This is a genomic window from uncultured Methanobrevibacter sp., from assembly GCF_937906425.1.
Classification (GTDB): domain Archaea; phylum Methanobacteriota; class Methanobacteria; order Methanobacteriales; family Methanobacteriaceae; genus Methanobrevibacter.
In genome coordinates this window covers 1-7,067 of the sequence record NZ_CALCYR010000272.1, presented here as the reverse complement: position 1 = coordinate 7,067, position 7,067 = coordinate 1, and the positions used below count along the sequence as shown (strand labels likewise).

Here is a 7,067-nt window from a genome sequence, read left to right as displayed (position 1 = left end):
GAATTTGGTCTTTTAAGAATAATATTTTTTATTTATTTTTTTAAAGAATGAATTTGGTCTTTTAAGAATAATATTTTTTATTTATTTTTTTAAAGAATGAATTTTGTATTTTATTTTTTTAAAACAAATAAGCATTTAATTTTTATTTTAAAAAACTTTAATTTTTAAAGCTATTTTTTAAATATTACAATAGATTATTTAAAAGTGTTCAAATAATTATTGAATTTCTTAATAAATGACTGAAAGGAGGTTCCTTATGGCAACAATGATTGAATTTCAGAATGTTTCTAGAGAATATCGCAGTGGAGACAATGTATTAAAAGCATTAAACAATTTAAGTCTAACAATTGATAAAGGCGAATTTGTTGTTATTTTAGGACCATCTGGAGCAGGTAAATCTACCCTATTGAACTTACTCGGTGGATTGGACACTGCAACTAGTGGAAAGATAATTGTTAATGGCGAAAATATAGTCGATTTTAATGAAAAGGAATTAACAAAATATAGAGCAAAGAGTATTGGATTCATATTTCAATTTTATAACCTTATTCCAAACTTGACAGCAAAAGAAAATGTAGAATTGATGAAAGACATTACTGATAGGGATATTGATGGTGAAGCGGTATTGAATTCCGTTGGATTGAATGGCCATTATAATCAATTCCCTGCTCAATTGTCTGGTGGGGAACAGCAAAGGGTTTCAATAGCTAGAGCTATTGCTAAGGAACCTGCAATGCTTTTATGTGATGAACCTACTGGAGCATTGGATTCAAATACAGGGGTTTTGATTCTTTCATTGCTGCAGGAAATGTGTCATGAAAAGAATACAACTGTTGTTATAGTAACTCACAATTCTAAATTGGCTGAAGCAGCTGACAAATTGATTAGAATTAAAAATGGAGAAGTTGAAGAAATAAAAATAAATGAAACACCTTTAGACATAACTGAAATAGAATGGTAGCTTTTAATTAAACTCTTAAACTTAACTCATTAATTAATTAAAATCTCTTAAGAGTTTATTTTAAAATACCAAGGATGTTTTTTTAAAGAAAGTGATTATATGAAAATGTTATTTAAAAAAATGCTTCGTGATTTAAAAGATCACAAGATTCAATTTTTATCTATCTTTCTCATGGCTTTTATAGGTGTTTTTGTCTTTACAGGTATTACTGCAGAGTCTGCAGGAATAGAACAGGTTTCCTCCAACTATTATCATGATACAAATCTTGCAGACGGATGGATTTATGGTGATGGATTCAGTAAGGATACCCTGAAAGACGTAAAGAATATGAGTGAGGTCAAGGACGCCTATCGTGAGATGATAATACCAACTGTCGCCAATTATTCTACAGATCCCGATATAACTCTCCATATATTGGAAGAGAATCAGACAATTTCCAAATTCTATGTATTTAAGGGAGAAGACTTTAATGCAAGCGATAAGGATGGAATATGGATTGACAAACGTTTTGCTGATGCAAAGGATTTGGATATAGGAGATAATTACACCTTAAAATTCAATGGAATCACCCTTAAAAAGGAAATTAGGGGAATAATATACTCACCTGAATATGTTTACTATATTCAGGATGGAACAATTTTCCCAGATTTCAGTAAGGTAGGATTTGCCTATGTATCTGAAAAGGCAGTTGATTTCCCTGTTATATATAATACAATTACAATAGATGCCTATGATGATTTGGATGATACTCCAAGTTCAGACAAGGCATTCACTAAAAGATTGGACAAGACAATAGGAAGTAAAAACTATACCCAGTTCCTTGCTCGTGAGAACAATGTGGGAGTTATGACATTAAATGAGGAAATCGAACAGCACAGAGTATTTTCAGGAATATTCCCTATAATATTTGTACTTGTAGCTCTTTTAACCCTTCTTACAACAATGTCTCGTGTCATTGCAAGTCAAAGAACTCAAATCGGTACATTGAAGGCTATGGGTTACAATAACAGATCAATAGTTTTCCATTATCTCAGCTATGGATTCTTCCTATCCCTCTGCGGTTCCATATTGGGTCTGATTATCGGACCGTTAACCTTGCCTTATCTATTCTATCCAAGTATGAGTGCATATTATAGTCTGCCTGCTTGGGGACCTGTATGGGAGTTAAGTTTCTTTGTGGTTGCTGCATTGATGGTAATATTGTCTGTAGCGATTGCCTACATTTCAGTCAGAAGCATCAACAAGGAAAATCCGGCAGATTCCATAAAGCCTAAGGCTCCAAAGCTTGTTACTTCAGGCTTTGTAGAAAAGACCAAGTTCTGGAAAAGATTAGGATTTAACGGAAGATGGAATTACCGGGATGCTAAAAGAAATAAGGTTAGAGCATTGATGACCATTTTTGGTGTATTTGCAAGTGCCTTGCTTATATTGAGTGCTTTAGGTATGTATGATGCAATGGTCGATGTAAAGGAGTGGCAATATGAGGACATTTATCAATATGACTATAAATTGACCTTGGAAGATAATATAACCGACTCACAAATAGATAATATTCTGGATGATATTGATGGTGAAACCATAATGGAGAGCGGTATAGAGGTCAAGTTCAAGGACAAGAAGAAGGTGGCCGCCCTAACGGTCTTGAATGATTCGGATTACTATAAGACAACTGACATAGACAGGAATTATATTGAACTTGATCCTGATGGAGTTGCCATTTCATCCAAACTGGCTGAAGTATTGGACTTAAAGCGTGGAGACAAGATTAAATGGCATATTGCAGGTAATAGCAAATGGGTTGAATCTGAAATAACTGATTTCTACTCAGTGCCTGTCAGTCAGGGAATAATCATGTCACCTGATACCCTTGAGGATACCGGTTATAATTATACTGCAACTGCTATATTGACAACTGATGATGTGGATAAGAATTATACTGGAGTAAACACTCTTAATTCAAAAGAGGAGCTTACAGTCGGTTATGATGACATGACAGAGGTAATGTATCTTATGGTATTTATTCTGATATTCTTTGCAATCGTATTGTCTGTAGTTGTTCTATACAACCTCGGTCTTCTTTCATTCACTGAAATCCAAAGGGAATTGGCTACATTAAAGGTTCTTGGATTTGATTCAAGCAGTCTTAGAAGATTGCTTCTTACCCAAAACCTATGGTTTTCAGCTATTGGATTCATATTGGCAATTCCCGGCAGTTACTACCTGATGCAATTCATGTGGGAAACTGCAGGGGAAGACTATTTTTTCCCAAACAATATTTACCCATTGAGCTTGCTTATTACATTTGTGATAACCTTTGGCCTTTCCATTTTGGTTAATCTGATGTTTTCAAGAAAGATTAAAAAGGTTGACATGGTTGAATCATTGAAAAGCAATGAATAGTTAATTATAATTAAGGCCCTAATGGCCTTTATTATACTATTAAACTATTTTTAAATTTTATTTTTTATTTATTTTATTTATTTTATTATTTTTTTTAATTATTTTATTTTTAACTATTTTTTTTAATTTTAATTTAAACTATTTATTTATAATTATTTTTAATTTAAACTACTTTTTTATAATTCTTTTTTAATTTAATTATTGGCATGCTGTTTTTATTGTAAATTTAATGTTTTTTTTAATTTAATTATTTGTATGCTGTTTTTAATATAAATTCTACCTGCTGACTTCTAAAATAATCGTATTTCAGCTCATTATTGGAAATCATTTCTTCAGTCATGTTCTTTGGAACTGCTACCAAAAGGCTGTTGAAATCCTCTGCATGACTTTTCTCTACATTAAAGTGAATTGAATAGATATTGTTTGTTATGTTTTCAAGGTCTGCTGTAAAATATGGATTCAAGTCAATAAGTTCATCATTCAATCTTTCCTTTTGATTGCTTGTATGGTTGTCACTTTCCAAAATCCAATGATTATTTGCTCTAATTGTACTTTCACTGCTTATCAGATAATAGTTATATTCATTGAGTGAGTTTCTATAGACCCTGAAATTGTGGCAAAGCCATATTGAGTTTCCATCATTTGTATGGTTTTCAAGATTTGGATTAGTGTCATGACTGCATAGGCTGCTTTTATTGTAATCCTCTCCATATAAATCAAGCTCATTAAACTTGTAGATTACAAAATTTGTATAGAAATCACACTTTACAGACCTGTTTACAACTATAACGTTATTTTCAATATCCATATCATCACCCATAATCATTGAATTCATATTTTTATTTAATGGAATAAAGCTTATTGAACTGATATAGCTATTGTTGAATAGGTTTTCATTGATTAGCTTATTGTAATTGCTTTTTACTTTTTTTATCTTTTCATAGGATATTGTATTTGAAATTATTTTTTCGCTGGCCTTGCTTTCATCCAAAAATTGGCCATTTTCCTTATCCTTCTTTTTTATTGAAAGCCCTGGAATGATATTGGATGATACAATTCCATTATCCAGTCCCTCATCATCCTCCCAGTTTTCAGGGCTTCCAGGATTGTTTATTAGAAAATCACTGGCTTGGACACTTGTTTTTTCAAGTGAATTCATCTCCTCCACTGAAAGTATTTTTTCATTAAGGTCATCTGATATATTGGCCATAATTGCAATTATGAATATAAGCAGTATTATCCCAATCAGCAATTCACTTGAGTAAAGAAGGCCATTCTGGTCTTTTTTGAGAACTTTGATTTTTTTTAATTGTTTTTTTAAGTTTTTTATTTTCATTTTAGCTCCTAAGGTCTTTTACATCTGATAATGTTTTTAAGAGGTTTTTAAATTAAGTTTTTTAAAAAATTAACATTATTTTATTAAAAAGTCAGTTTTATTTTTATTTTTAATATTTACGAACAATTATTCAATAGCCGCTCATTCCATATTTTACCCTATGGCCGTTTTTGTCCAGAAACAGAATTTCATTGATCTCGTCCTCTCTGTTAAAGATTACCTCTACGCCTGGATAGATATTCTCTGAAAATATTACATGGTCTGAGCCGCAGGCTGAAACAAGTCCAGTTTCATTGGTTTTTTGAGGATTTATAAATGTTTCAAATCCATAATGATTGCAGCCTGATTTTCCTTCAAGTCTGCAGAGGAAACAGGCGCCGTCTGCACTTTCATGATAATAGTAATTGTTTCTGCAATTTTTCATAACTAATCCATTATCATCCCCATGATGCTTGTAGGGGTCATATGGACATTTCTTTATGATGAATGGAGAACTAGCATTGATGTAATATGAATAGTTTTCAACATTGTTTTTTCTTAAATACTCAGACAATGAGTTTCCATAATAGACTACATTGTCCCTTATTTCAAATCCATTCCCATTTCCGCAAAATAAAAGTGGAACAGGATCTTTAAGATTATAGCAATTAACATTGTCCTCTACTGTGTTTTGGTAAAAAAACTCATCCTTTTGGCTATTGATATGGCATTTGAATTTATATGAAAATGGATCGCTGGTGTTTTCTATTCCTAGAATGGAGGATTCTATTTCAATATTGTAATTATTGTAGTATTCTTCATTTATTTTTTCAAGTTTTAAATCTATAAGTTCCTTTAAATCCTCTCTTGAGTCTAGACATGGCCTTTTGTTCTTGATTACTTCCTCGTTTATTTCCTCCAAGGCCTCCCTTTCAAGTATTGGAAGATTTCTTTTATAATCCTCTATTATGAATTGGTATTGGTTTGAAGCTATGCTTTCGGTATTTTCATCTTTTTCCTCAATGACTGTATTTAAAAGGATTATTGAAAGCAATAAAAAGGAAATCAGAAGCAATGCAGTGATTATAATTGAAACATTGGCCCTATTGTCTAAAATCAGTTTGGAGTTTTTTATTCTTTTGGAATGCTTTTTAAACTCAATTTTGTTTTTTTCTTCATTACCTTGATTTTTGAATTTATTTTCATTTTTAAACTTAGGAGGCAGTATTTTAAATTTATTTTTATTTTTAAATTTAGGAAGTATCATTTTGAATTTGTTTTCTTCAGATTTCATTTTATCTATCTAACCTAATATTGATAATTAAAATTGTTAATTATCCTTTATATGATTAAATACTATTTAAAATTATCTAAATTTTAATTTAACTTTATATTTTTATTTTATTTTTACAAAAAAATTAAATTTTATAATTTTTTTTAAAAATAATAATTTTTATCTAAAATTGATTTAAAATTGAAATTTTGTATTTAAATAGTAATTTTTAAAAAAAGTGAAATTTATTAAACTAAAAAAACTCAATACTTAAAAATTTAGACAGTTTTTTCTTAAATTGTTTAATATTTTAAAAAATAGTGGAATTTTGATTAAAAAATCTATTAAGTTTATAATATATGAATTATAAATAATGTAATAATCAATTAAATATTTAAAAAATTAAAAAATTAAATATTTTAATGATTTTCATTTATAAAATTAAAAACATGAATATTTTAATTCATTTATTCAAAAATCAAATTTATTAATCATTATTTTGTAGAAGGAGGAATTTAATGTCTGATACTGTAAGAACCTGGCGTCATATCCAACAAAGATATAATCTTGTTGGTTCTAAATGTACAACTTGTGGTCAAGTATTTTTCCCACAAAGAGTAATCTGTCCTGATTGTAGAAGAAAAGGAAATATTGAAGATATGCAATTTTCTGGAAAAGGAAAAATATTTACTTATTCTGTAATTAGAACTCCTACTTCTGAATTTAAAAAAATAGCTCCTTATGCAGTAGCTATTATTGAGTTAGAAGAAGGTGCAAAAGTTACTGCACAAATCGTTGATGCTGATGTCGATGATATTGAAATCGGAGACCCAGTAGAAATGGTATTTAGAAAAATCCGTGAAGACGGCCCTGATGGAGTTATTTCCTACGGATTTAAATTTAAAATTGTTAAATAGATAGTTTTTAGCTATTTATTTTACTTTATCTATTTTTACTTATTTTATTTTACTCGTTTTATTTATTTTATTAATTTTTTAGCTATTTATTTTACTTTATCTATTTTTACTTATTTTATTTTACTCGTTTTATTTATTTTATTAATTTTTTAGCTATTTATTTTACTTTATCTATTTTTACTTATTTTATTTTACTCGTTT

General features: G+C 29.5%; 5 protein-coding genes. 3 read left to right on the top strand and 2 right to left on the bottom strand.

Translation table 11 applies throughout. The features are described from left to right. Positions 1–256: 256 nt before the first annotated feature. Together Q0138_RS07980 and Q0138_RS07975 are read left to right on the top strand one after the other, a co-directional pair. The gene (locus Q0138_RS07980; protein WP_297983122.1) at positions 257–961 is read left to right on the top strand and encodes an ABC transporter ATP-binding protein; all 705 of its coding nucleotides are present in this window, start codon (positions 257–259) and stop codon (positions 959–961) included. A 99-nt stretch (positions 962–1,060) separates the two neighbouring features. Then, positions 1,061–3,361, top strand: coding sequence for an FtsX-like permease family protein (locus Q0138_RS07975; RefSeq protein WP_297983120.1), 2,301 nt, complete (start codon positions 1,061–1,063; stop codon positions 3,359–3,361). 247 nt (positions 3,362–3,608) lie between these two features. Here the strand turns inward: Q0138_RS07975 and Q0138_RS07970 are convergent, their stop codons facing one another. Then, positions 3,609–4,697: a hypothetical protein gene (locus Q0138_RS07970; RefSeq protein ID WP_297983117.1), complete on the bottom strand. Its 1,089-nt coding sequence runs from the start codon at positions 4,695–4,697 to the stop codon at positions 3,609–3,611. A 130-nt stretch (positions 4,698–4,827) separates the two neighbouring features. After that, positions 4,828–5,970: a hypothetical protein gene (locus Q0138_RS07965; RefSeq protein WP_297983114.1), complete on the bottom strand. Its 1,143-nt coding sequence runs from the start codon at positions 5,968–5,970 to the stop codon at positions 4,828–4,830. A gap of 497 nt (positions 5,971–6,467) precedes the next feature. On the opposite strand from Q0138_RS07965, the gene Q0138_RS07960 reads away from it, so the two are divergent. Then, positions 6,468–6,866 carry a Zn-ribbon domain-containing OB-fold protein gene (locus tag Q0138_RS07960; protein ID WP_297983111.1) on the top strand — a complete coding sequence of 133 codons (399 nt, stop codon included), beginning with the start codon at positions 6,468–6,470 and terminating at the stop codon, positions 6,864–6,866. The last annotated feature ends 201 nt before the right edge of the window (positions 6,867–7,067 follow it).

Excerpts from the sequence above, each read along its gene's own strand:
- Q0138_RS07980 (WP_297983122.1), top strand. The coding sequence starts at position 257 with ATGGCAACAATGATTGAATTTCAGAATGTTTCTAGAGAATATCGCAGT.
- Q0138_RS07975 (WP_297983120.1), top strand. The coding sequence starts at position 1,061 with ATGAAAATGTTATTTAAAAAAATGCTTCGTGATTTAAAAGATCACAAG.
- Q0138_RS07970 (WP_297983117.1), bottom strand. The coding sequence starts at position 4,697 with ATGAAAATAAAAAACTTAAAAAAACAATTAAAAAAAATCAAAGTTCTC.
- Q0138_RS07965 (WP_297983114.1), bottom strand. The coding sequence starts at position 5,970 with ATGAAATCTGAAGAAAACAAATTCAAAATGATACTTCCTAAATTTAAA.
- Q0138_RS07960 (WP_297983111.1), top strand. The coding sequence starts at position 6,468 with ATGTCTGATACTGTAAGAACCTGGCGTCATATCCAACAAAGATATAAT.